This is a genomic window from Flavobacterium difficile (assembly GCF_011392115.1).
Classification (GTDB): Bacteria; Bacteroidota; Bacteroidia; order Flavobacteriales; family Flavobacteriaceae; genus Flavobacterium; species Flavobacterium difficile.
Genome location: NZ_JAAJBT010000005.1, coordinates 189,196 through 214,478, shown reverse-complemented (window position 1 = coordinate 214,478; position 25,283 = coordinate 189,196). Strand labels below are relative to the sequence as shown.

Here is a 25,283-nt window from a genome sequence, read left to right as displayed (position 1 = left end):
TAATCCTGCCGAAGCAGGATTATTTGATTAAAACGCATAGCTTAAACTTAAACTCAGACCCACGCCTTTTTTATATTCTTGGGTTACCAATGAAGCTTCTTCAATACCGTTTTTGTTATTCGGACCCAACTCAAATCTTTGATAAGGATTTAATATATTGTCTGCAGAAAATTTTGCACTTAATTTTTTCGTTAATTTACTTGAGTATACAAAATCTAATTTGTGGAATGGTAATTCATAAATATGATCTAACCCAGCTGTTCCAACAGAATAGATGTTTTTACCTTTAACGCCATAAACTAATGAAAGAGTGTTTTTAATATCTTTCCCTAATTTAAATTCGTATTTTGCATCGGCGTTAATTACCCAGTTAGACGCACCTTGTAACTCTCTTGTAGGATTGTTTTCTAATTCATTTTTTTCAGAAATTTCAACTTCTGTTTTCATGATCGAAGTGTTGAAACCTACCGATAAGTTTTCTAAATTTTGAGATACATTTTCCATATTAAAAATAAACTCAAACTCTGCTCCAAATAAATTAGCTACTTTAGAATTATCATAAGTTGTTAATAGAGAAGAACTGGCTACAAAGATTCTTTCGATGGGATCTTTAATGTTTTTTGCATAAACACCAACTGCAAACATGTCTTTTTTGTCTGAGAAAAACTCATATTTTAAATCAGCATTGAAGTTTTGAGTGTCTAATAAATCTTTATTTCCTAAAGTTACTGTTCCGTCAGGATTTACTAGCTGAACAGGTAATAATTCCATTAAAACAGGTCTTGTAATAGTTTGAGAAGCCGCAAATCTTAAGTTCGATTTACTATTTAATTTGTATTTTGTGTTAATAGCTGGTAAAAAATAATTTTTTGTCACTTCATCTTTAATATAAGGATCGCTAAACTCTGTAGTTAAAGGATTGTTTAATTCTCTATATTTTAAGATTCTGTTTGATGCTTCTAATCTAAGTCCTCCATTAATTTCAAATTTTTCATTGATATTAAATAAAAGGTTGGCATAACCAGCGTTTACAAATTGATCTAATTTTTGTTTGTACGATACGTTTGATTCTTCTCTTTCTCTAATCAAACCATTTTCAACATCAGCTAAAATTTGAGCGTTGATATCGTTAATATTCGTGTTTGTTTGTAACCCACCATTAACAGAACCAGTTGCAAATAATCTGTAAGTAGCACTTAAGTTGTTTCTAAAAGAATTAAATCCTAACGACAATTTATTTGTTTTTCCATCTACTTCTTTACCAAAGTTAAAGTTGTATTCTGCAAAACCACTCATGAAATAATTTCCTTTAATTCTAAAGTGCTGACGATTTAAAGTGTTTCCACCATATGAATTCGAAAACACATTGTCATTTAATAAACCAACTAAAAATTTTCTATCAGGTAATTCGTAAATAGTTTTTACATAAGAAATTCCACCTTTAATACTGTGTTTGTTGTCTGAAGTTAATTTATAGCTTGTTGCTAATTGATTGTTGAAATAATCGGATTGTTCAAACTGATTCAATCGGATTAATCTATTTGTTATGCTTTTTTGATTTTCAGAAACACCAAATTGATCTTCAATTAAATTTTCTGTAGTTCTCAAAAACATTGAATTTGTTGCGATTTGAAATCTATCTGATTTGTATTTTAATCCAACTAAAGCCGAGGTACTAGTTGAATAGCTGTAAGAACTTTTTATAAAGTTATTTCTGTATTCTGTTCCACCTTCAATAAAGTTTCTATCAACTCCTTCTCTAAATTGGTATCTGTTGTCCCAATTTAAGGATAATAAATAAGAGAAAGAACGGCTATTTTTAAATTTAAATTTATCTGAATGCGTGAAGCTAATGCTATTGTTAATTGGTGCACTAACTTTATCAACATTCCAAGTACTATTTTTATAACCATTTAAATACTCTGTTGAGGTAAGAGAAACGTTACCTACATTTCCATACTCACTTGGAATCGTTCTGAATTTCTTTTGAATTCCGAAAAATCCTTCATTATTATTAGCCGACTCAGAAAGTAAAAAGTCTGAACCGTTATTATTGGTTACATAACTAAAACCAATACTTAACTTCGTTTGTGAACTTTGCGGTTCAGCGGTTTCTACATTAATTGTAGCTCCTGCAAAATCACCAGGCATGTTTACATTGAATGTTTTGTATACTCCTAAAACGCCTACAATATCTGTTGGGAATAAGTCTAATGGAATAATTTTTTTAAACGGACTGTTAGAAGGTGCCTGCAAGTCGTTAATTAATAAATTATTATATCTGTTCTCTAAACCTCTTACGAATAAACCTCTCGATTCCGCTTTTGTAATTCCAGTTACTTTCGTTAAACCTTCTTCAACATTACTAATACCTTTTCTCTCCATTTCTTGAGAACCGATACTTTGTTTCATTTCAACGGCTTTTTGTTGTTCTTTAATTAATGCCGTTTCTGTAGTTTTTTTAGTAGAACCCGTAATAACAATTCCTTCTATACTGTTAGAATTTTCTTGTAGTTCTATATTTAAATTCAGTGTTTCATTTTCTGCAACTGTAACTTGCTTTTCTAACGTTTTGTATCCAATAAAAGCATAAACAACTGTATACGTTCCAGGTTTTGTAGTCAATTCATAAGCGCCATTTAAATCGGACTCTGCGTTAGTCATTAACCCTTTTAAAGATACTGAAACAAAACTAACAGGTTGTTTGCTATCTTTATCTGTAATAATTCCACTAATTTTGGCAGAATTTTGAGCAACTGAGATTATTGAAAATAATAATCCAATAAAAAGAAATTTTAATTTCATTGTGGTTGTGTTTATTTTGATGCAAAAGTAGCGCCACCTTAATTACGTAAATGTTACTTAGAAGTTATTTGTTAGTATCTATATTGTTAATTTAGTGTTAAGGCATTAAATAATTGTAAACTAGTTTTATTATTAGTTTTTATCTATAATTTTACAAAAATTAATTACTTTTATATTCAGTATGAAAAAAAGAGACATAAAGATATTATTGGTTGATGATGAACCGGACATTTTAGAAATTGTTGGTTACAATCTTGAGCAAGCAGGATATCAGGTTTTTAAAGCCGAAAACGGAAAAGATGCCGTAAAACAAGCTCAGAAAACTAAACCGCATTTAATTATTATGGACGTTATGATGCCAGAAATGGACGGTATGGAAGCGTGCGAAAGAATTAGAGAAATACCCGAATTAAAAGATACTATAATTACTTTTTTAACCGCTAGAAGTGAGGATTATTCTCAAGTGGCTGGTTTTGACGTTGGAGCAGACGATTACATTGCGAAACCTATCAAACCAAAATTATTAGTGAGTAAAGTAAAAGGTTTGTTACGCAGATTAAAAGAGGAAGAAATTGAAAATTCTGAAACCTTGTCTGTCGGTAATTTACAAATTAATAGAGAAGAATATAAAATTATTAAAGACGGAGTAACAATCGTTTTACCAAGAAAAGAATTTGAATTGTTGTATTTATTAGCTTCTAAACCAGGAAAAGTATTTACAAGAACCGAAATTTTAGATAAAGTTTGGGGAAATGAAGTAATTGTTGGCGGTCGTACAATAGATGTACATATCCGAAAACTTCGCGAAAAAATAGATGAAGATATTTTTAAAACCATTAAAGGTGTGGGCTATAAAATTGAATTAAATGGCGATTAACTTTAATAAGTCATATAAATTTGCGTTTAAATCATCTGTTTATATCTCACTATTTGTTGTAATCAGCTTGTTGCTATATAGCTATTTTGTTCAAACCATTGCCTTATTTATTCTTTTTGCTTTTCCTGTAACACTTTTTATTTTTAGTTTTTTTTTAATTCAATATCGAGTAGAGGTTTTCATATACAAGCGCATAAAAAAATTGTATGATGAGGTTTCTATTTTAGACGCGACTTCCTTAAAAAACAAAACCGTAACTACAGATATTTCCTCTTTAACTAACGACATAAGAAATTTTGCCAAAGAGAAAAAGATTGAAATCGAATCATTAAACATTCGAGAAGAATATAGAAGAGAGTTTTTAGGTAATATTTCTCATGAGCTTAAAACACCTCTTTTTACTGTTCAAGGCTATCTAGATACACTTATCGATGGTGGAGCAATAAAAGACAAAACCTTACGGGTTAAATATATCGAGCGCGCTTCTAAAGGTGTAGAACGATTAATTAGTATTGTGCAAGATTTAGATATGATTTCTAAATTTGAAGTCGGCGATTTGAATTTAGATGTCACAAAATTTGACATACTGACTGAAATTCAGAATGTGTTCGATTTACTTGAAATGAAAGCAGATGCTAAAAATATTATCTTAATGTTCGATGAAAAGTACATTGGACCAATTCCCGTTTATGCCGATAAAGACAAAATTCAACAAGTTTTAACGAATTTAGTTATGAATTCTATCAAATACGGAAAAGAAAACGGAACTACAGAAATTTCGATTGAAAAAATAAATAAAAACAAAGTTTTAATTCGCATCCAAGATAATGGCTATGGCATTGAACCACAACATTTGTCTCGAATTTTCGAACGCTTTTTCAGAATAAATAAAAGTGGCTCTCGTGAAGAAGGCGGTTCAGGTTTAGGTTTAGCAATTGTAAAACATATTATCGAAGCACACAACGAAAAAATATTCGTACAAAGTACACCTCAATTAGGTTCAGAATTTTCATTTACGCTTAAAACAAGTAAATAATTCTGCCCAATTTTTCTCGTAATTGTACCTTCTAAATCCAGTGTAAATATCAATTTTTTGTATTTTATCTAGTGTAAATTTATGCTGAGAACAACTTGGTATGCTGCCTTCTTTCTTAAGTTTTTTGGCTAAATATTCTTGTTCAAATTGACCTGGAGTTGGAATTAAAAAGGTTTTTGTTCCTAAAAAAGCCAAATCCATAATAGAAGAATATCCAGAGCGACAAATTACATATTCACTTTCTTGAATTACAGTTTCCAATTCATCCGCTTCCATATAATTGTAAAATGTAAAATTATTTTGTATCGCTTTTTTTTGTGTCGTTTCCACTAATCCTTTTACAAAAAGTATAGAACCTTTATATTCAGATAATTCTATTCGAAGTTTTTCTTCTAATAAAGTACGTTGAGGTTCTGGTCCAGATAATACCACCAATAAATCATATTTTTTTGATAGATTTCTTTTTTTAAATCGTGTAATCGGACCAATGAATTTGATGTTTTTTAAGTTTGATTTGCCATGACTCAAAACACCACTTAAATTTAAATTTTCAGGAACATCTGGAACCCAACATTCTTTGTATTTTTTAATGAAATATTGATGAAATTTACTCGAAATCCAACTGGTGTTTCCAGACAAAACATTCACTTGGTGTGTAAGATAAACAGAAGGAATACTGCTTGAAAAAATACCTGGTCTGTTATCTGAAATTATCCCTGAAATTTGATGTTTTTTAATAAGTAACTCTAATAATTTCTTCTCTTTTCGAATTGCAAAAAATAATTTGGGCAGTTGTTTGAATATTTTAAATTTAAAATCCTTACCTTTTTCAGAATATGCGATATTATAATTGGGTAAAGTTTCAAAAATATCGTTAGGAAATTCTTTTTTTAATAAGTGTAATGAAGCTCCATCACTAGCAATTATTGGGGTAAAATTATTTTCTTTTAGCGCGTAAATTATTGGTATACAACGTGATGCATGACCTAAGCCCCAATTTAATGGAGCTACAAGTATATTTGTAGTGGTATTCATAAGAGAGTTGATATATTTTCAATTTGGGAAAAAGAAAATATTTGAATTAGTTTTTTTACAAAGATAGAAACTTTAATTTTATACTTTTGCATAATAAAATTAATTGTTGTGGGAAGTAAAAATAAATTAAAAAGATTTAATGAAAACCTAACGTTTTCAAATGTGTTTCAGCCAACTAGAGAAGAAGTGGTTAGTGATAGTGTAGCTTTAAAAGGAAAATGGAATACCGATTTCTTTAAAAATAACAATCCGATTGTATTAGAATTAGGTTGTGGCAAAGGAGAATATTCAGTGGGTTTGGCCGAAAAATATCCAAATAAAAACTTTATCGGAGTAGATATTAAAGGTGCTCGTTTTTGGCGTGGTGCGAAAACTGCTATAGAAAACGGTTTAACAAATGTGGGGTTTCTTCGTACACAAATTGAACTAATTAAACATTGCTTCGCAGAAAATGAAGTGGATGAAATTTGGATTACTTTTCCAGATCCGCAAATTAAATACAAGCGTACCAAACACCGTATGACCAACTCTGAATTTCTTCAGAATTATAAAAAAATATTGAAGCCTAACGGTTTGATGCATTTAAAAACGGATAGCGAATTTATGCACGGTTATACTTTAGGGCTTTTACATGGTGAAGGTCATGAAGTTTTATATTCTAATCATAATGTTTACAATAACGCTGGTGCTCCAGAAGAAGTAACTAGTATTCAAACTTTTTATGAAAGTCAGTATTTAGCAATAAATAAATCCATAACTTACATCCAGTTTAAAATTAAATAGTGTCTGTACTTTTTGCTTTTGCTTTTGCAGTTTTGTTTTCTTTTGTTGGTGTATTACCACCAGGAATCGTGAACATGACTGTTGCGAATTATAGTGTAAAAAAATCTCTAAAAAGAGCCAGAAGATTTATAAATGGAGCCATTTTAGTGGTTTTTTTACAAAGTATTTTAGGGTTTTATTTTGCTACTTTTTTAGAAAATCATCCACAAGTGATGCAAAACTTAAAATTAGTAGGAAGTGTCGTTTTCATTCTATTAACCATCTTTTTTTTAGGCAAAGGCATTCAGAATTTTATTGATTCGAAAGAAGAGATTAAAAAGAAATCTTCCAAAAGCAAACTAAAACCTTTTTTACACGGGATATTTATCTCAGGATTGAATGTGTTTCCAATTCCGTATTATGCGTTTGTAAGTTTATATTTATCAGCTTTTATTGAAGATTTTTTCACCAATTTAGTAGGATTTGCCTTTGTACTAGGTACTACTTTAGGTACTTTTATTGTGTTTATGGGTTATGCTTATTTGTTTAGGAAAATTAAGCATAAAGTAACTTTTTTCATTAAAAACATTAATTTTATTATTGCTATAATTACAGGATTAATTGCTGTTTTTACGATTTATAACTTGAATAAATAAATTTAAAAACCACAGATTCACAGATTGAAAAAAAATCAATTTAAAAATCTGCGAATCTGCGGTCATTAAAAAAATCTATTAAAATCGTTAAAAATCTAGTTTAGAGTAATAAGTCTAAAAAATTAAAGCGATACCATATGACAAATAAAAAACAATACTTATCTGCATATGAAAATAAAAGAAGACAATTTTTTTGAACGTGTGTACGAAGTTGCCCGACAAATTCCATTCGGCAAAGTTACCTCTTATGGCGCAATCGCTAAAGCTTTAGGTGCTGGTCGTTCGGCAAGGATGGTTGGCTGGGCGATGAATGCTTCTCACGGACATGATGATATTCCTGCACACAGAGTAGTAAACCGTTTAGGACTACTAACCGGTAAACACCATTTCGATGGTACCAACTTAATGCAACAATTACTTGAAAGTGAAGGCATACAAGTTGTTGACAATCAAATTGTAGATTTCAAAAAACACTTTTGGGAACCGGATTTTTAATACTAATTTATCAATAAACAAACCTTATACCAGCATTAACAAACTTTTATCATTTGTCATTTGTCATTTGTGTTTTTCAAACTATCTTTGCAATTCATATTCAGTTTAAATAAAAGCAAAACAACTTTTAATCTAATACCTTTTAAACTAAAAAATGAAACGCTAACAAGACATTTAAATTAAATAGAAAATGTTCATTAGTGTTGCATCGAATACCAAAATTAATAACTCTTAATGAAATGAAATTAGATAGAAAAGAAATTCTTACCGCTTTAGAAAGCATTTCAATTGCAGGTGAAGGCAAAAATATGGTAGAAAGTGGCGCGGTACAAAACGTGGTTACTTTTGGTGATGAAGTAGTTGTAGATGTGGTTTTAACTACACCAGCTTTACATATAAAAAATCGTGCTGAAGCAGATATTAAAAAGGTAATTGCAGAAAAAATAAATGCTGAGGCGAAGGTTAAAGTCAATATCAAAGTAGAAGCGCCAACTAAAGAAGAAGCTAATACCATCAAAGGAAAGCAAATTCCTGGAATAAGTAACATTATTGCCGTTTCTTCTGGAAAAGGTGGAGTAGGGAAATCTACTATTACCGCAAATTTAGCTGTTGCTTTATCAAAAATGGGTTTCAAAGTGGGTGTTTTAGATGCCGATATTTACGGACCATCTATGCCAATTATGTTTGATGTAGAATCTGCAAAACCTATCTCTGTTGAAATTGATGGAAAATCGAAAATGCAACCGGTTCAAAGTTATGGAGTTGAGATTTTATCTATTGGATTTTTTACGAAACCAGATCAAGCTGTTATTTGGCGTGGACCAATGGCAGCAAAAGCCTTAAATCAAATGATCTTTGACGCCAATTGGGGTGAATTAGATTTTATGCTATTAGACTTACCTCCAGGAACAGGTGATATTCATTTATCAATTATGCAATCATTACCTATCACTGGTGCGGTGGTGGTAAGTACACCTCAAGCAGTGGCTTTGGCAGATGCCAAAAAAGGAGTTTCTATGTTTATGTCGGATGCGATTCAAGTTCCAGTATTGGGAATTATTGAGAATATGGCGTATTTTACTCCAGAAGAACTTCCTGATAATAAATACTATATTTTCGGAAAAGAAGGTGCTAAAAACTTAGCAGAAGATTTAGAAGTGCCATTTTTAGGTGAAGTTCCTTTAGTTCAAAGTATCAGAGAAGCTGGAGATTATGGAAGACCAGCAGCTATGCAAACTGGTACAATCTTAGAAACGGTTTTCGAAGAATTAGCAAGAAATGTGGTGGCTGAAACCGTAAAAAGAAATGAAACGTTACCAGCAACTGAAGCCATAAAAATTACAACAATGGCAGGTTGTTCTGCGGTTAAAAAATAAGTCAATTAGCCAATTTTCAATGTGCCAATTGACACATTGAAAATTAAAATATTAATAATTGGCATATTGATAATTGTCCAATTGAAAATTGAAAAAATGACAGAAATTGAAATAAACGAAAACATCGAGAAAGCATTAAGCGAAATTCGTCCTTTTTTAAACTCAGATGGTGGTGATATTGAATTGGTGGAAGTGTTAGATGGAAAACACGTAAAAGTCCGTTTACAAGGAGCTTGTACAAGTTGTAGTTTAAGTATTAGTACGATGAAAGCTGGCGTAGAAACTACAATCAAAAAGTACGTTCCTCAAATCGAAACTGTAGAAAACATTGCTTAATTTTTCTACTTTATAAATGTCATAATAAAATATCATACAAATTAATTTCTTTGTAGGATAAAATTTAAAAAAAACTTCGCGCCTTGGCGTGTTAGTGGCAAAAACTTAACGAATGATTGAAACAGATATACTAATAATTGGAGCAGGTCCAACTGGGCTTTTTGCTGTTTTTGAAGCGGGATTATTACAATTGAAATGTCATATTATTGATGCACTGCCTCAACCTGGAGGACAGTTGGCAGAATTGTATCCAAAAAAACCTATTTTTGATATTCCAGGTTATCCTGAGGTTTTGGCTGGTGATTTAGTGACCAATTTAATGGAACAAATTAAACAGTTTCAACCTGGTTTTACTTTGGCGGAAACTGCGGAAACTATTGAAAAACTAGAAGATGGTTCTTTTATTGTGACTACAAATAAAGGCACAAAACACAAAGCAAAAGCTATTGCAATTGCCGGAGGTTTAGGAACTTTCGAACCAAGAAAACCTATTTTAAAAGATATAGAGTTTTACGAAAACGAAGACAGAGGTGTCGATTATTTTGTTAAAGATCCAGAAAAATATCGCAATAAAAATATCGTAATTGCTGGTGGTGGTGATTCTGCTTTAGATTGGAGTATTTTCCTTTCAAATGTAGCCGCATCAGTAACTCTAATCCACAGAAGAAACGAATTTCGTGGCGCTTTAGATTCTGTAGAAAAAGTACAAGAATTAAAGTCTGCAGGAAAAATAAAATTAATAACTCCTGCAGAAGTTGTTGGTTTCAAAGGAAACGAAAGAATCGAATCGTTAGATATTGAAATGAATGGTGCGCGCATGAATATCCCAACAGATTATTTCATTCCACTTTTCGGACTAACTCCAAAATTAGGCGCTATTGCTAATTGGGGATTAGAAATTGAAAAAAACGCAATCAAAGTCAACAACGCTTTAGATTATCAAACGAATATTGATGGAATATACGCGATTGGCGATGTGAATACCTATCCAGGAAAATTAAAATTAATTTTATGTGGTTTTCACGAAGCTACTTTAATGTGCCAAAGTGTATATAACAGAATCAATCCTGGAAAACGTTATGTGTTGAAATATACCACGGTTTCAGGAGTAGATGGTTTTGATGGAACCAGAAAAGAAGCTGAAAAAGCAGTTGTAAAAGCTATAGATTAAATATAATTTTGTTTCAAGTTTGAGGTTTCATTAAGCGAACCTCTAACTTGAAACCTCTAACTTGAAACTAAAAATGCCACAAGACGTAACCATTTTTATTACCGACAGAAACGGAGTAAAACACGAAGTTCAGGCGCCAACAGATATGAATATGAATGTGATGGAATTAATCCGTTCGTATGAATTAGCTGAAGAAGGAACTATTGGAGTTTGTGGCGGAATGGCCATGTGTGCTTCTTGTCAATGTTATCTATTAAACGATGTTTTACAAACCGAAAGAAACGATGATGAAGAAGCCATGTTAGCGGATGCCTATCACGTAAAAGATAACAGTCGTTTAGGTTGTCAAATTCATATATCTGAAGATTTAGAAGGTTTGGAATTAGAAATCGCTCCTGAACAATAACTGAAACTTAACTTTATTATAAAAAATAAGCCTGTAACGTCAAGTTACAGGCTTATTTTATTTTTAAAATTACTTATTATAATAGTATTTTTTTATTTAGTATTTCTCCATTTTTTAATTGTATTTTCACCAGTAATGTTTGGTTTTTAGCAGCCATTATGTTGGTGTTAAATTGTTTACTATCAATAGCATTTTTAGAGAAAATTACCTTACCTAAAATATCATATATTTCAATATTTGTAATTTCAGATTGATATGTTTGAACCGTTAATTCGTTATTTTTTACAAATACATCAATCGTATTTGAAGCGATTACTTCCACCTCTTTATTAGGTTTTCTATATATTAATTCGAATCGGTTGTTAAATACTCCAACCCCAGAAATAAAGTAATAGGAACTTTCTTTTAAGTTGTGAATTGCACCTGTATAATTGTCTTTCACAAATACGTCTTGATTGTTAAACAAACCATCTACTTGTTGAATAGTAATTTCGAAATTACTAGCTTCTGTTACTTTTAAACCTAATTTTACTACATCTTCATCAGTAAAAGGTAAGCCTTTTCCTTGAATTACATATTCGTTATTATCAATTAAATTGTAAATCATAGTTTTTGAAGTATCTGGTATTTTTCCGTCAATTTTAGCATCAAAACCATCAGTAGCACCTTCAGTGTAACCTATTAATATCTGATTAAAACTTTTTGTTCCATCACTTAAATTTAACCAAATTCTATGTTTTTCTGTTTCTAAATTCTCAGTAATAGCATCAGAAGATTTGAAAAACTGATTAGTTGTTATGGCATCTTCTCTTAATTCATTTTCAAATGAAACGGTGTATGCAGTCGCTGCCTGAATGAAAAAACCTTGACCTACATTGATTTTGTCGTTAGGAATAGCACCACCTGCAGCAGAGGCTGTTCCGCCAAGAGTAGTATAAGAAGCATAGTTGTTTTGTGGGTAAACACCACCAACTGCAGCTGCTGTATGAGTCCAGTAATAAATTGCATTTACTTTTGGGTTTTGAATCAAAAAGCGATAGGCACTAATTGGGGAAGCGTACGGATTACCTAATAAGTTAAAGCCTTGACCTACTGGATATGTAATTGAACCGTTATTTGGGACTCCAGTAAATTGACCATTGAAAACTGCTGGTGTTGAAGTCCAACTATTGTCTACACGTATCATATACCCTTTAGCGGTAGCAAATGAGTTTGTTGAAGGTACAACCGATTGATAAGCCGTTGGAGTAGTTGTTCCAGTAAATAAATACTGATAAAAACGTGATGTTACTGTATTTGGTGAGAAGGCTAATAAATTCTGATTGGCAACTGGAGAAGACCAAGCTGTATAATCATTTCTTATCATGTTTGTTGAAGCTCTTCTTACGATAATATTCCCTGTATTAACAGCGTGTTTTGTATACTGTACTAAAGCTGCACCACTATTTATAGTTAAAGAACCTGTTCCGTTTACTGTTATGTTTTCTCCAACTCGTAAAGTATGACCAGATACAAATGTTACGGCTGCTCCGGTATTTACGGTTACAGAACATGCATCTAAACTAGCTGTAGAAGTGTAATTGCCTGCGAAAATTACAGCGTCTCTTTTGGTTGGTGTTCCAGCAGGTAACCAAGCTGAACCGTTCCACGTTTTTGTAGTAGCACCACATTGCCAAAACTCTCCAGACCACATACCTCTTCCATAGGTTGCTGCTAAAATTACTCTGTCTGCACTTCTATAATCAAAAGATAAAACAGGTACATCTTTCATCCCATTATTAGAACGTCTCCAATTTGGAGAGGCTGCATTAAAATTAACAGTATACCAAACTCCTAAATCTGTTCCTACAATTACTTCGTTAGTAGCATTAGGGTTTTGTAAAATACATTTTACTGATAAATTTGGTAAATCTCCTTCTTTGCTAACCCATGTAGGTGTAGTTGCATTTCCATTAGTGGTATACCAAACACTTGTTACTCCGTGATTATGGAAAGTTACAAAAATTTCATTATCTGATGCACCAAAACGTATATCTGAAATTGTACCAACCCAACTGGCATCACCAATAGATGAATAGGCAGGTTGACTACCAACAGGTCCGGTTGTTGGGCCATTAGAACGAATTACTTTAATTAATCTTCCATTTGCTAATCCTACTAATAAATTATTAGCCGTATAGGGTGAAGCTTCAAAATAAGTTGGAATGTTATTAATCAGTGCGTTTGTTAAAGTTGAGGTTGTTGTAGTTTCGGTGGCAGGATTAATGGCATATCTGTATATTCTATAGGTTGTTCCGGCTGTTCCATTAGCAAAAAGAATGTTAGAATTACTATCCAATCCACATTGGTTTACAAAATCACCATCGGAACCACCAAAATCGTTTGCTATATACTGAGTAGCGACATCTGCAGCGTAATTAACAAAGGCATACGTGTTATAAACATAGGAAATTACCATAAATTGATTTTGTTTATCAATAAATTCCCAACATCCATCTCCGCCAAATAAATCAAATGAAGAACCTGGTCCTGCTGGTGCTGGACTAATTAATTGTGAGCCGTTATCTTGTGCTCCAGCCAAAAGTTTTTGAGTTCCAGTTTGGTTGATTGCACCTTTGTAAAACTGAGTTACATTGTAACCATTATTTCTAACTCCAATCGAATTTCCTGAATCGTTTGAATAATAAATTCCACCATCGTTTCCAATAACCACTCGAGATGATAAACCTGGTGCAAAAGCAATAACATGATGGTCAGAATGTACACCGTCTAATTGTGTAGTAGTACTTCCGGTGTCTGTTGGATTAAGTGTCCAGTCTGTATATTGTACCCAGTCTGCCGCAACAGGTGTAGCTTTAAACATTTGAGTATTTCTAAAAATTTCAATTCCACCAACATATACTTCTTCATCATTTGTAGGATTCATTCCTATCATTAAATCATAAAAAGCTTGACCTCTGCAGAAATCATTTGCTGCAGGAGGTTGCGTTCCTGAACTTACAGGTAAAGGCACACTAGTATCAATCGTGGCAAAACCATCAGTTGATCTTCTTATTACTGGTAATCCGGTTGCTAGATTTTCACAAAGTGCTACCATTCTACCAGCAGTTGTTTTTGAGGCTACTAGTTGAACTCGGCCATTTGCAGAAGCTAATGTTCTTACTAAGGTCCAATTGGTTCCGTTCGTGCATCTATAGATTCTTCCGCCACCTCCAGCATTCACATAACTATATTTAGTTCCCATAAATAAATTTCCTGCAAAATCAATTGTAAAACTGTCAGGAGCTACATATCGACCAGCGGTAAATTCTAAAGACGCATTTGTTTGTCTTGTAAAAGATACTCCATCGGTGCTTTTCCATAAACCAATAGTATTTCTTCCAAAAGTTTCTGAAGTTCCACCAGGATTTAATCCTCCAGCATAATTTACGTTCATAGCATCAGCCCCAAAATAAACCTCTGTTAAATTAGTAGTAGGGTTTCTCCAAGCCACAATAGCCTGAATAAAAGTAATTCTATCGTTAATATTAACCGCATCTGAAGTACTAAAAATACTTCTCCAAGTTACACCTCCATCGATTGATTTGTACACGCCATTTCCATTAACAGCTCCCCAAGTGTATACTTCCCCTGTACCAATATACATGATATTAGAATTTTGAGGGTCAACCGTTATACATGTAACAGACATGTTGCTTGGTACACCTGTTACTTGCGACCAAACACTAGCAGCACTAGTGATGTCGTTATTAACCCACAAACCTCCGCTTGTTGCTCCAGCAAATACTTTTGTTGTACTACCTGGCGCAAACATTAAAGCTCTAGTTCTACCACCAACATTGTTAGGTCCTCGTTCTATCCATTGGTTATCCATTCCATCACCAGGAACTCGACCAGATTCTAATTTTTCATTAAGATCTTTTTGAATTGCTAATGTTACTTCTGGAGTTGGTCTTCCCAAATTCGGATCAGCAGTGTATAGCCAATTTTGCTCGTTGTATTTATTTGGAGGTAAACCGATAGCTTTTCTGTCTGTTTTAGCCAAAGCCATAGATTTACGATTTGGGTGATTCACAAGGAAATTTTCATATTTTTCCCTTAATTTTCTTACAGAATCTAAGTTAATTTTAGCTACTTGTTTTTGACTTTTGTTTGTCTTACTTGCTAGCCCTGTTTTTTCTATTGTTTTATGCGAATGATCAAATGAAGTATTTTTAGGTTTAATAGCTACATTTGTTATCGTTGTTTCGGGATTTGTTTGTTGCTTTCCATTTGCAACAGAAGATTCAATAGAATTTAAAGGTGGTTTAGTTTGGAAGATATTAGTTGTACTAGCTACATAGCTAAATAAAACTAAAAGCACTAATAAACTGCTAATTTTGAGTAATTTTTTTTTCATTGTGAAACGTCTAATAGGATTTGGTTAGGGATTGATATAAAAGAATACATTATAGCGAATTTTTAAGTTCACTATAATGCATTCCAAACTTATTTATTTACTTATTTTTTTTACAGTTATTGTGCCATCAATAAATGTAACTTTTAAAATTAATGCTTGATTAGATGCATTAATGTTATTGATATCTAATTGTTTAGTATCAATATTTGTATTGTCGTATAAAATTCTTCCCAAAACATCTACCAGTTGAACAGCAGTCATATCAACTGAAGCATTTAAGTAAATACTAGAGTTTTTGGTATAGACCATCAGATTGTTTTTTGGTGTTTGGCTTGGATTGGATAGTAAAATTGGTTGATATACAACTTTGAAACGATCATTAAAAACACCTTCTGTAGAAGAAAAATAATAAGGACCGTTTTTAATATTATGGATTGTATTGACAAGATTATCTTTTATAAATATATCTTGATTTGTAAACAATCCATCTACATTTTCTAATGAAATAGAAAAGTTACCAGAAGTTGTAGTTTTTAGTCCCAAAGCTACTTCGTCATTTGTTTCAAAAGGCAAACCTTTTCCTTGTATGACATATTCTTTGTTTTGAATTAAATTATACAATATGGTTTTAGATTTGTCTAACATTTCACCATCTATTCCAGCATCTAAATCTGAAGAAGCTTCTGCGGTATATCCAATTAAAATCTGATTATAGGCATTCGAATCATCATTTAAATTTAACCAAATTCGATGTTGTTCTAGAGTATTTGAAAGAATATTAGGGTCTACAGCTCTAAAAAATTGGCTGCTAGTATTTGCGTTCACCCTTTGATTATTTGTGAAAAGAGCTGTTCCCGAAGAACTTGCATTTACAAAAAATCCTTGTCCAGTTTGTATAATTCCATTAGGAACAGCTCCACCTGCTGCAGATGCAACACCTCCTAAATTGGTAAAACTTGCATAGTTGTTTTGAGGGTATGAACCGTTTACTGCAGCTACAGTATGTGTCCAAAAGTATAATGTACCGATGCTAGGATTGCTACTTAAAAAAGTCCTTGCATCAATTGGAGAAGCATAAGGATTTCCTATTAAATTAAATCCAGTACCAATACTTTGAGGAATATTTCCATTGTTGGCATTCCCTAAGAATTGTCCATTAAATGAAGTAGGAGTTAAAGCCCAATCATTTGCTGCACGAATCATATAGCCTTTACCAGGAATAAAATTACTAGTAGCAGAAACAGATTGGTAAGCTGTAGGCGTCGTGGTTCCCGTAAACAAATATTGATAAAATCTGTTAGATAATGTATTTGGTGAAAACGCTTGTAGTTGCTGACCACTAACAGGAGATGACCATGCAGTATAGTCTAATCGTACCATTGATGCAGAATTTCTCTTGACAATTATATTACCTGAGTTTATGGCTGCTGGATCAATTTGTTTCAATGCGGCATTATTATTTATAGTAAACGTTCCTGTTCCATTTACGCTTACAGGACCATTACTAGTGAAAGTATGCCCGCTATTTACAATTACGTTTGCACCTGTATTTATAGTAATAGAACATGCTTCTAAATTAGAAATTGAAGCATAATTACCTGTAAAGGTTACTGCTGTTGTTTTGTTTGGCACGCCATTAGACCAACTTGTTCCATTCCATACAGAAGTAACATTACCACAAGGTATGATATTAATGGTTACTGTTCTGCTTGGAACCCAACCATTATTCGTGTTTTTTACATCAACTTTAAATGAGGTTGTATTAGCAATAGTTTCGCTATTAGTGTAAGTAATTATACCATCATTTATATCTTTTTGAGTAAATGTAGCACCTACTATTAAATTTGTAGCATTCTTTTTCAAATTGCCTAAAGCAGGTACTTCTAATACCGTATAAGTTTGTTGTAAATCAGTTTGTGCAGTTGAAGTAGCATTTAATTCTGTATTTGTTATACTAGCAGTTGAAGAGGCCACAACATTTATTACAGAAGTACTTAATGTAGGAATCGGACTAATATCAGATTTATTACAAATTTTTAAGCTAAATGCATTGATACTTCCACCATCTCCATTATAAGGATCACTTACAGTTAATGTCCAAACTCCATTTGCAGCTAATCCATCAAAAGCAGTTAAGGACTCAAAAGTTTTAATCGTTCCGGAAATCGCTGGTGAAGTGTTGTTACATGTTGTTGTACTTCCAGCATCATCATAAGTGCAGTTAATATCTGGTTGTGCTCCACACGCCTCTTGTTGTAAAATAACTACTGGGCTACCTATAGCGGCAGGTCCAGTTAATGTGATAGTCATATCTTGAACATAACTATGTGAAATATTAACTGTAGCTGTAATTTTTCCAACTGTATAATTTCCACTTACTGTTACAGGAACCGTGGCAACCGAAGGGGTTGTAGCAATTGTAGCATTAGAAAAATCAGAAGCTATAAAAGAAGCAGGTGAACAATCTATGGTAGCAGTTTGAAAACTTCTCATAACTTCATAAGCTGCTGTAGCACAACTATTTTTTGGACGTACTCTCCAATAATATATTGTTTGAGATGTTAATCCGATTATTTCAAATCTAGGAGTAGTAACATTTCCAGAAAAGGCTAAAGTGCTAAAGGTTGGTGTTGTAGCTACTTCAACATCCCAGCTCGTAGCATTAATATCGTTTTGCCAAGTTAAAGTTGTTGTAGTTGTTAAACCAGTAATTCCATTGGTAGGAGTTAAGAGCGTAGGAGTGTTAAAAACAGGATGATAAACAGTTAGAAAGATTTTTCTAATTTCCGTTTCAGTACCATTATTTCCAATAATATCAATTGTGTAGTTACCCGCTGCAACTGCTGTTAAATTACTTATTGTAACATTAAATGTTGTGCTTGCTGCAAAATTGTTAGTACTAAAAGTAAGTACTGCTCCAGCAGGAACGTTTGAAGCGCTCATATTTACGTTAGCACCGCCCGTTTTAGTTAATGAAAATGGATAAACGGCATTACCTGTGTTTGAACATTTTGTTTGTGAATCTGTTAAAGTTTTAAAGGTAAAACTTGAAGAAACGCCTGTCATAACAAATCCAAATTTTTGAGAGCCACCCTGAAGTGTTCCCTTGTGTGAAATTGTTACAGTGTATACCGCACCTGGTGTTGGACTATCTACATTAATTCTTTCTACATTATCAACCGGGTTGTCTCCAGTTCTTGTGGCTAAAGCGGCCGCATTATTTGTTAATCTCCAAGGGAAAAATGTATTGGTACCTTGAGTAATACGAATGTCCAAGTCATTTGTTAAATCTGGATCAGCTTCATTTAATACGCCAGTGTTAATTTTAGATTCGTCAGGAAAATCTGTCCAGGTAATCGAACCTAATAGTGGTGTACCGCCTGCAGCCACAAATTGTCTTACAATTGTTTGTCCTTGATTTAATTCTTCTTCAGATATCCAAGAAGTTAGTCCGTTATTACTGATGGTTTCCGCTGCAAATTTTGCATTAACGTATCCCCAACCAGATTTAGCATCAGGTCCGACCGCATCAACATCAGTTGCTGTATGACAGGTTAGTCCTTTTAGCGTTGCTGCAAGTAAAAATTTTCCATTAACATTATTAGCATGTTGTTGTAGTAATGTAAGCGTTCCAGTTACATTTGGAGCTGCCATGGATGTTCCGGTTAAATTCGAATATTGTGTGGTAGTTCCACCGGTTCCAGTTCCACTTCCCGCCGAAAACAAGCCTGTTCCATTTCCTGCGACGTCAGGTTTAATACGTCTGTCATCAGAAGGACCTTGACTAGAGCTCGTATTAATTGTACCGCCACCAGTTATCGCTCCGGTAGTTGCGTTTACTGTTGCATCGTTAGAATTGGCTATAGTTAATATGTTTTTGGCGTTTTTATTTCCATTTAATTTATCGTAGTTTGCTGTAGTTGGATTTGGATTAGTGTTATTTCCGTCATTACCTGCAGACATTATCGGTAAATAATATGGAAAAGTATGTGCAATTACATCCCAGTTATAAGCATCAGCTGAGTAAGCACCTATGAACCAAGGTGTGGCTGTAACACTTGCTACAGGAATACCATATGAGTGATTAGACAATAGCATACCATTCATAGCTTCTGAAATAGCTTCAGACTCATCGGAATCCCAATCAAATGTTCGTGATGTTGCACCAGGTGCCATACCACGAGCAGATGCATTGACACCACTTCCTACAACAGTTCCAGTAACGTGAATAGCATGAAAACTATTTGTATTTCTGGTTGTAGCATCAACTAATGTAACTCTTCCTGTGAACTCTTGATGCACATGAATAGGGCCACCATCCCAAACTCTTGGAACCATTCCAGTTCCTGTAAGATTCAGACCGAGTCCACCTCCAGATCTTAAAAAATTAACTCTAGTTGAAGTTGCAGCAGCAGCATTGTCTATGGAATAATAAATAGGAATACCTTCTTTTGTAATGTACATTAGTTGGTCAAAGCTTCCTGATTCGTTTTTTTTAAAAAGTGGTAAATTGTTTGCTTTTGCAAAATTTAATACTTCTTTTTTTTGTAGGTCTTCTCGTTGTTTAACTGTGTTAAATAATTGATTTGCTTTTACCATATCATAATTCTTAACAATCTCTTTGACTTGTTTTTCTGTCTGTGAAAAACTGATAAAAGATATTAAAGAAAATAAAGGTAAAAAAATCTTATTATTAAAAAAGGGGCAAGTTTTTTTCATAATATTCAATTTTATTGGGCAATTTAATAAATATATTTAATAATTACAAAATTTTTATAAAAATATAAAGCCCGCTTAATTGCAGGCTTTAAATTATTACAAAAAATATTACATAATCATTTTCTTGAAAATAACTTCGCCATTTTCAAGTTGAATTTTTAATATATAAGCTTGATTTTTTCCAGGGATCTGATTGGTAATTAAAGTTTTTTCGTTAATGTTTGATTTTGAAAAAACGGATTTTCCCATTACATCAAAAACGTCAATAGCACTAATTTTAAAGGAATTCGATAAAATGGTAAGTTCATTATTTTTAACGATTAAATCCACTTTGCTCTCTTCTGCAATTTCAGAATTTATTTCTTTTTTGTATATAAGTTCAAACCTGTCAGTAAAGGTTCCTGTTTCTGAAACAAAAGAATAGGCAGTTTGTTTCAAATCATGAGTACTATTTAAATAGTTGTCTTTCAGATATACATTTTGAGATTCGAATAATCCATCAAGTTGTTCAATATTTATTGAAAAAATACCCGCTGTGACAACTTTTAAACCAAGCTTCACTCTATCATCTTGATTAAATGGCAATCCTTTTCCTTGAATTACATATTCTTTATCACCTAGAACATTATATAAGAATGTTTTAGAAGTGTCTAACATTAAACCATCAATTTGCTCATCAATACCATTTGTAGCAATGGAAGAATAACCTAATAATATTTGGTTGTAATTGACGTCTTTGCCGTCTAGATTAAGCCAAATTCTGTGGTTTTCCGTTTTGGAAGTATTCGTTTCTGATGATTTAAAAAACTGTGTGGAAGTTGCTGCAGCTACACGTAATTCATTTTCAAATTTAACATCAAAAGCACCAATGGCATTAACAAAGAAGCCTTGTCCTACTTGAATTTTATCATTTGGTATTGCGCTTCCGTTAGCAGAGGCCACGCCACCTAATAAAGTAAAAGAGGCATAATTGTTAGATGGAAAAGTTCCTCCGCTAGCTGCTACTTTATGAGACCAATAATATAACGTGTTGATTTTTCCATTACTTCTTATAAAGCTAGGTGCGTCTATCGGAGATGCATAAGGATTTCCTAATAGGTTGAATCCTTTACCAACTGGCGAAACAAAACTTCCATTATTTGGAATTCCCGTAAACTGTCCGTTATAAATAGTTGGTGTTGTTGGCGACCAGTTTGTACCTACACGAATCATATATCCTTTTCCAGCAATAAATGAATTTGTAGATGGATTAACAGATTGATACGCTGTTGGAGTTGTTGTACCGGTAAATAAATATTGGTAAAAACGTGAAGTAGCCGTATTAGGTGAAAATGATAATAAATTCTGATTTGCTACTGGTGATGACCAAGCAGTATAATCGTTAAGAATCATTGGAGTAGAATTTCTTTTAACGGTAATATTACCTGTGTTAACGGCATGTTTTGCATGTTGAATTAAAGCGGCATCATTATTAAATGTTAAAGTTCCTGTGCCATTAACTGTGATATTGTCGCCCACTCTTAATGTATGACCTTCTACAAAAGTTACATTCACACCGGTATTCACAATTACAGAACAAGCATCTAAACTTGAAGTTGAGGTAAAGTTACCTGCAAAAACTGCTGCTGTTCTTGTATTCGGTATTCCAGCACTCCAAGTAGTTCCATTCCATGTAGTTGTAGTTGCACCACAAGACCAAAGTTGACTTGAGAACACGCCTCTTCCGTAAGTAGAGGCATACACACTAAACAATGCAGGGTTTGATAAATTAGGTTGAAGATCTAAATCGGTAACTTTAACATTACTCATTCCATTAAATGAATGGAACCATTTTAAATTTTGATCTGCTGTTAATGATGGATTAAATCCATTAGTATACCAAACTCCTAATTCTGTACCAATCATCAATTCATTCGTTGCTAATGGATTTTGTACGATAGCACGAACAGGCATATCTGGTAAATCACCTTCAAGGCTGTACCAATTTACTCCAGCGTTTGGCGAATACCAAATGCTTCTCACGCCATAATTACTCAAAGTAACTAAAATTTGATTGTCTGTAGCACCAAAAATCACATCTGAAATTGACCCTACAAAACCACTTCCTGTTATATCAGACCAACCAGAAGTTGCTGGAACAGTAGAAGTAGAGTTTGCTGCTGTAAGAGTATTTGCGTTTAATATTTTTAGTAATTTACCGTTAGCAGTTCCCACATATAATGTTGAAGGTGTTGTTTTACCTGGTGCAATTGCTGTAGGAAATGAAGTTAATAATGCATTAGTTAAATCTACTCTTGCTGTTGTTCCACTTTTAATATTTGTATATCTTCTTACATAAAACACACGTGTAGCTGTATCAGTAAAATCCGAATACAAAATATCATTAGCAGAATCTAGACCGAAAGCAGGATAAAACAAACCTCTGTTTAATGTTCCATCGTCTAAGTTTCTAACGCCGATATTGTTGGTTGGTCTGTATCTAACTTGATCATTGTATACATAATTAGTAATCATGTATTCATCAGTGTCTTGAGAGTATAAAGGTATTCCACCATCACCACCTTGTATTTCATTACTTGATGTAGTTCCTGCTCCAGCACCTGTTGTTGCACTTGGGGTTGCAGGAAACGAACATGTTCCATTATCTTGTGCACCCGCCACAAAGAAATCACCTGAGTTACCGGTAATTCCAGACGGAAGTACTGCCACCCCAACAAATTGTGTAACGTTGTAGCCAGCATTTCTCTCCACTATTGTAGCATTAGTAGTTGTAGCAGCTGATAAACTAGCACAATAATAAACGCCTCCATCATTACCAAAAATAGCTGTATTAGGAGCGCCAGGTCGGAAAACCATTGCGTGTTGATCTGAATGAACTCTGTTACCTGCACTCCAAGCTGTAATTTGCGTCCAGTTGGAGCCACTATTAGTTGATTTATGAATATTAATTCCTCCAACATATACATTCGCATCATTAGTAGGGTCCGACTCAATAAACAAATTATAAAACGATTGAGCTCCAGTGAAGCCATAAGTAGTTAATCTTGTTTCTGTTGTAGGTGTCGTTGGTGGTAATGGCAAAATTGTTGGGGTAGTTGTAAATCCATTAGTTGTAAGTAATATTTGAACCTCTTTATCAGGAGTGGCTGGATTAGCTTGCGCTAGTTGAGACAATACATAAATTTTATCTGCGGTAGTATTAGATGCTTCTATTTCTACTCGTATACCTCCACCATTTCCAACTATGGTATGTTTTAATGCAAAGTTAGCTCCATTATCTGTTGATACAAAAATTCTACCTCCACCATCGTTAAATGTAGAGCTGTTTGTTGAAGAAACCCATATTTTTCCTCCAACTGCAATTTCAACATCCATTGGACAAGTTCTGTTGCCACTTGCTGTTGTAGGAAGATTTAATCTTGTCCATGTAGTTCCTCCGTCAACAGACTTGTATAAACCATAGTTTGAAGCATTGATAAAAGTTCCTCCATTAGATCCATCGCCAACTGCCGCGTAGATCTCAGAAACACCACCATTATTTTTGATAGCAATATCATTTATCATTTGAACATTTATAGCTTCATTTCCATTAAATTCTCCTGGTTGAGGCGGTTTAATATTTCCTGTTAAATTACTTAAATTAGCCACTAATAAATCGCCGTCTTCTTTTGAAATGAAAACAGACGGTATTGTTACGCCTAAACCACCGTTGGCCATTGTTAATAATGGTCCGCTAGCATTATTCATAACAATTGCTCCTACAGCGCCAGCAGCTTGAGCTTGAGAAACTTTAGATTCAAATCCGCATGTTCCTCTTCTAATTAAAACGATTTTTCCTGCATAGTTGCCTACTAATGGTGTACACGCATCATCATTTGGGGCGGTACCGTCATTTGCTAATACAATTTGTCCTGATACAGGAGTTGAAAAGGGGCTTCCAAAGCCAGCCAAATTAGCTTGGTAATCTCTTATTAATGTAGTATTAGTTGCATTTGTTATTTCTAAATTGAAAGTAGCTCGTGTTACTGTACTAACGGTTCCGCCTCCAAATACTTGAAACCATGAATTACCAGCATTAGTGGTTTTCCAAATACCATTTCCACTTACATCACCAGTATATGATTCACCTGTACCTACATACCAAGTACTCGAGTTTAAAGGGTCAACAGTTATGTTTACAACATTTAAGTTTTCAGGTAAATTCATTCGAGTCCATGTAGTAGAAACTGTAATATCAGTATTTTTCCATAAGCCACCACTTACACCAGCTGCAATAACAGTTTTGTTTGTTGCATCGGTTGGATCAAATATTAAAGCTTTTGTTCGTCCACCAACATTATTTGGTCCTCTTTCAACCCATAAATTGTCTAGTCCGTCACCAGGAGTTCGGTTCGCAATCAAAGCGGATCTTTCTTTATCTAATTGATTTCTAATTTCTGATAAATTTTCTCCTGTAGGCCTTCCTAATTCAGGATTAAGAGTTAAAGCAAAATCTTGCTCAAAATATTTGTTAGGTGGTAATCCTACAGCTTTTCTATCTGTTTTAGATAAAAGAAACTCTTTTTTAAATAGGTTGTCATTCAAATGTTTCTGATGTTTCAAACGTAGTGATTCTACATCGCTGTTTTGATTCAGATCAACAATTTTTTGTTTGTTTTGATTTGAAAATGTTTTGACTTTTGTGAGCAGATTGTGGCGCTCTTCTTCATTTGAATTAGAAGTGTCGAATGGTTCTTTTTGAATGGTTAGAAGATTGCTTTCAACTTTTTTTTCTCTTGTTGATGAGTTTCGGGTAGGGTTTATTTCTTTTATTTTCCTTGAATTAGAAAAAAAACTAATTGTGGCTATTGAAAATGCCGTAGTAAAAATAAAAAATAAACCAAGTCTTTGTAGTCTTGATTTCATAATTTGGGGTTATGTTATTTTTTGCTAAAATAAAAAAATATTTAATTAATTAACTAATTTTAACAAAAAACCTTTCTTAATTAGGATATTTTTTTTGTTATGTATTAAAATCATTGGTTTTATATGAGATATAGAGGACTCAAAAAAAATAATAAAAAATAAAAATTGGGTAAATTTTTTTGGATAAGTGAAGTTAGTTCCTATATTTGCAAAACATTTACCGCGGGTGTGGTGAAATTGGTAGACACGCCAGACTTAGGATCTGGTGCCGCAAGGTGTGAAGGTTCGAGTCCTTTCACCCGCAC

At 33.2% G+C, this 25,283-nt stretch carries 14 protein-coding genes and 1 tRNA gene; 10 read left to right on the top strand and 5 right to left on the bottom strand.

Going from position 1 to position 25,283, the window contains the following annotated elements; all coding sequences use genetic code 11:
• Positions 1-27: 27 nt before the first annotated feature.
• Entirely contained in the window at positions 28-2,805 is a 2,778-nt protein-coding gene (locus tag G4D72_RS09770; RefSeq protein WP_166077500.1) for a TonB-dependent receptor, read from the bottom strand.
• Positions 2,806-2,986: 181 nt separating this feature from the next.
• On the opposite strand from G4D72_RS09770, the gene G4D72_RS09765 reads away from it, so the two are divergent.
• Both G4D72_RS09765 and G4D72_RS09760 read left to right on the top strand, forming a co-directional pair.
• Positions 2,987-3,682: a response regulator transcription factor gene (locus G4D72_RS09765; protein ID WP_166077499.1), complete on the top strand. Its 696-nt coding sequence runs from the start codon at positions 2,987-2,989 to the stop codon at positions 3,680-3,682.
• Positions 3,672-4,718, top strand: coding sequence for a sensor histidine kinase (locus tag G4D72_RS09760; protein ID WP_166077498.1), 1,047 nt, complete (start codon positions 3,672-3,674; stop codon positions 4,716-4,718). The genes G4D72_RS09765 and G4D72_RS09760 overlap by 11 nt, the downstream gene beginning before the upstream one ends.
• On the opposite strand, the gene G4D72_RS09755 is transcribed toward G4D72_RS09760, so the two are convergent.
• Positions 4,692-5,753, bottom strand: coding sequence for a glycosyltransferase (locus G4D72_RS09755; RefSeq protein WP_166077497.1), 1,062 nt, complete (start codon positions 5,751-5,753; stop codon positions 4,692-4,694). The two genes, G4D72_RS09760 and G4D72_RS09755, sit on opposite strands and share 27 nt — an antisense overlap.
• A 108-nt stretch (positions 5,754-5,861) precedes the next feature.
• Between G4D72_RS09755 and trmB the strand changes: the two genes are divergently transcribed.
• The 7 genes from trmB to G4D72_RS09720 all read left to right on the top strand — a co-directional run bounded on the left by trmB (position 5,862) and on the right by G4D72_RS09720 (position 10,955).
• Positions 5,862-6,536, top strand: coding sequence for a tRNA (guanosine(46)-N7)-methyltransferase TrmB (trmB, locus tag G4D72_RS09750; protein WP_166077496.1), 675 nt, complete (start codon positions 5,862-5,864; stop codon positions 6,534-6,536).
• Positions 6,536-7,171 (top strand): LysE family transporter, encoded by a 636-nt coding sequence (locus tag G4D72_RS09745; RefSeq protein ID WP_166077495.1) that lies wholly within the window; start codon positions 6,536-6,538, stop codon positions 7,169-7,171. Before trmB ends, G4D72_RS09745 begins: the two co-directional genes overlap by 1 nt.
• Before the next feature lie 174 nt (positions 7,172-7,345).
• Complete coding sequence (locus G4D72_RS09740; RefSeq protein ID WP_166077551.1) at positions 7,346-7,666, top strand: MGMT family protein; 321 nt, start codon at positions 7,346-7,348, stop codon at positions 7,664-7,666.
• A gap of 239 nt (positions 7,667-7,905) precedes the next feature.
• The gene (locus G4D72_RS09735) at positions 7,906-9,042 is read left to right on the top strand and encodes an Mrp/NBP35 family ATP-binding protein (RefSeq protein WP_166077494.1); all 1,137 of its coding nucleotides are present in this window, start codon (positions 7,906-7,908) and stop codon (positions 9,040-9,042) included.
• Positions 9,043-9,138: 96 nt separating this feature from the next.
• Positions 9,139-9,378, top strand: a complete 240-nt coding sequence (locus G4D72_RS09730) for a NifU family protein (protein WP_166077493.1) — start codon at positions 9,139-9,141, stop codon at positions 9,376-9,378.
• Between the two features lie 112 nt (positions 9,379-9,490).
• Complete coding sequence (locus tag G4D72_RS09725) at positions 9,491-10,549, top strand: NAD(P)/FAD-dependent oxidoreductase (RefSeq protein WP_166077492.1); 1,059 nt, start codon at positions 9,491-9,493, stop codon at positions 10,547-10,549.
• Between the two features lie 73 nt (positions 10,550-10,622).
• Complete coding sequence (locus G4D72_RS09720; RefSeq protein ID WP_166077491.1) at positions 10,623-10,955, top strand: 2Fe-2S iron-sulfur cluster-binding family protein; 333 nt, start codon at positions 10,623-10,625, stop codon at positions 10,953-10,955.
• A gap of 76 nt (positions 10,956-11,031) precedes the next feature.
• Here the strand turns inward: G4D72_RS09720 and G4D72_RS09715 are convergent, their stop codons facing one another.
• The 3 genes from G4D72_RS09715 to G4D72_RS09705 all read right to left on the bottom strand — a co-directional run bounded on the left by G4D72_RS09715 (position 11,032) and on the right by G4D72_RS09705 (position 24,978).
• Entirely contained in the window at positions 11,032-15,354 is a 4,323-nt protein-coding gene (locus tag G4D72_RS09715; RefSeq protein WP_166077490.1) for a hypothetical protein, read from the bottom strand.
• Positions 15,355-15,447: 93 nt separating this feature from the next.
• Positions 15,448-19,953, bottom strand: a complete 4,506-nt coding sequence (locus G4D72_RS09710; RefSeq protein WP_166077489.1) for a S8 family serine peptidase — start codon at positions 19,951-19,953, stop codon at positions 15,448-15,450.
• A gap of 228 nt (positions 19,954-20,181) precedes the next feature.
• A complete protein-coding gene (locus G4D72_RS09705) occupies positions 20,182-24,978 on the bottom strand; it encodes a PA domain-containing protein (RefSeq protein ID WP_166077488.1) in 4,797 nt (1,598 codons plus the stop codon).
• A gap of 222 nt (positions 24,979-25,200) precedes the next feature.
• Here G4D72_RS09705 and G4D72_RS09700 point away from each other — a divergent pair.
• A tRNA-Leu gene (locus G4D72_RS09700) sits at positions 25,201-25,282 on the top strand.
• Position 25,283 lies beyond the last annotated feature (1 nt).

Bases quoted from the DNA above. Each gene is read 5' to 3' on its own strand.
- G4D72_RS09770 (WP_166077500.1), bottom strand. From the start codon at position 2,805: ATGAAATTAAAATTTCTTTTTATTGGATTATTATTTTCAATAATCTCA.
- G4D72_RS09765 (WP_166077499.1), top strand. From the start codon at position 2,987: ATGAAAAAAAGAGACATAAAGATATTATTGGTTGATGATGAACCGGAC.
- G4D72_RS09760 (WP_166077498.1), top strand. From the start codon at position 3,672: ATGGCGATTAACTTTAATAAGTCATATAAATTTGCGTTTAAATCATCT.
- G4D72_RS09755 (WP_166077497.1), bottom strand. From the start codon at position 5,753: ATGAATACCACTACAAATATACTTGTAGCTCCATTAAATTGGGGCTTA.
- G4D72_RS09735 (WP_166077494.1), top strand. From the start codon at position 7,906: ATGAAATTAGATAGAAAAGAAATTCTTACCGCTTTAGAAAGCATTTCA.
- G4D72_RS09730 (WP_166077493.1), top strand. From the start codon at position 9,139: ATGACAGAAATTGAAATAAACGAAAACATCGAGAAAGCATTAAGCGAA.
- G4D72_RS09725 (WP_166077492.1), top strand. From the start codon at position 9,491: ATGATTGAAACAGATATACTAATAATTGGAGCAGGTCCAACTGGGCTT.
- G4D72_RS09720 (WP_166077491.1), top strand. From the start codon at position 10,623: ATGCCACAAGACGTAACCATTTTTATTACCGACAGAAACGGAGTAAAA.
- G4D72_RS09715 (WP_166077490.1), bottom strand. From the start codon at position 15,354: ATGAAAAAAAAATTACTCAAAATTAGCAGTTTATTAGTGCTTTTAGTT.
- G4D72_RS09710 (WP_166077489.1), bottom strand. From the start codon at position 19,953: ATGGTAAAAGCAAATCAATTATTTAACACAGTTAAACAACGAGAAGAC.
- G4D72_RS09705 (WP_166077488.1), bottom strand. From the start codon at position 24,978: ATGAAATCAAGACTACAAAGACTTGGTTTATTTTTTATTTTTACTACG.